The following is a 789-nucleotide window of genomic DNA, read 5'->3' on the forward strand; positions in this document are numbered from 1 at the left end:
GAGCCCGAACTGCCTCCAGCCGGTGGCGGTGGAGCGACAGCTGCCGGGCGGGCTGCTGCAGCTGGCGGCCTATGCCGGTACCGGACCGAACCGGGGTCTGTACGGCAGCGCCACCGTGCCCGTGGCCCTGCCCTGGGGCCTCGACCACCGGCTCTGGGCCGCCACCGCCGCGGGCTTCGACACCGCCGCCAATCCCACCCCCAGCTACATCGGCGGCGGTCTGGTCAGCCAGGGGGTGCTGCCCGGCCGCCCCCTCGACCTGCTGATCCTGGGTGTGGCCCGCACCGGCTTCAGTCCGATCAGCCAGCCCGGCCTGAGCCATGAGGGGGTGGTGGAGCTGGGTTATCAGATCCGCTTCAACCAATCCTTCAACCTGCAGCCCAGCCTCCAGTGGATCCTCAATCCGGGGGGGGCCGGCCGCGTGCCGAGCCTGTTCGCGGCGGGCCTGCAGCTGGGTTTCCGCTTTTAGGAGCCGGAGCGGCCGATGTCGAGCAAACTGGGCGCCGGATGGGTGAATCGGGGGTCCATGGGGGGCAGCGGAAGGGGGCGGCCCCTGGCCAGATGGATCCTCGCCGGGATGGTGCCCGGGGTGGTCCTGAATCTCGGCCTGGGATCCGGACCCGTCGCGGGCCAGCCCCTGCCGGCCGCCAGCGCCGGCGACGTGCGACGCCTCGAGCGCCGCTGGAACGAACTGGATCGCCAGATCCGTGCCCTTGAAGAGCTGCTCCCCGCCGAGGCGGCCCCCCTCCCTGCGGCCGGGCCCGCCGGGGCGCCTGCCCCCTATACCCA

At 73.0% G+C, this 789-nt stretch carries 1 protein-coding gene and 1 pseudogene; both read left to right on the forward strand.

Going from position 1 to position 789, the window contains the following annotated elements; translation table 11 throughout:
* On the forward strand, window positions 1–469 hold a 469-nt coding region (locus VB737_RS07375), incomplete at its 5' end, for a carbohydrate porin (protein WP_500312263.1).
* 111 nt (window positions 470–580) lie between these two features.
* Window positions 581–789: pseudogene (locus VB737_RS07380) on the forward strand (hypothetical protein); the annotation flags it as partial.

This window comes from Synechococcus sp. BA-120 BA3 (assembly GCF_034931285.1).
Taxonomy (GTDB): Bacteria; Cyanobacteriota; Cyanobacteriia; order PCC-6307; family Cyanobiaceae; genus Cyanobium.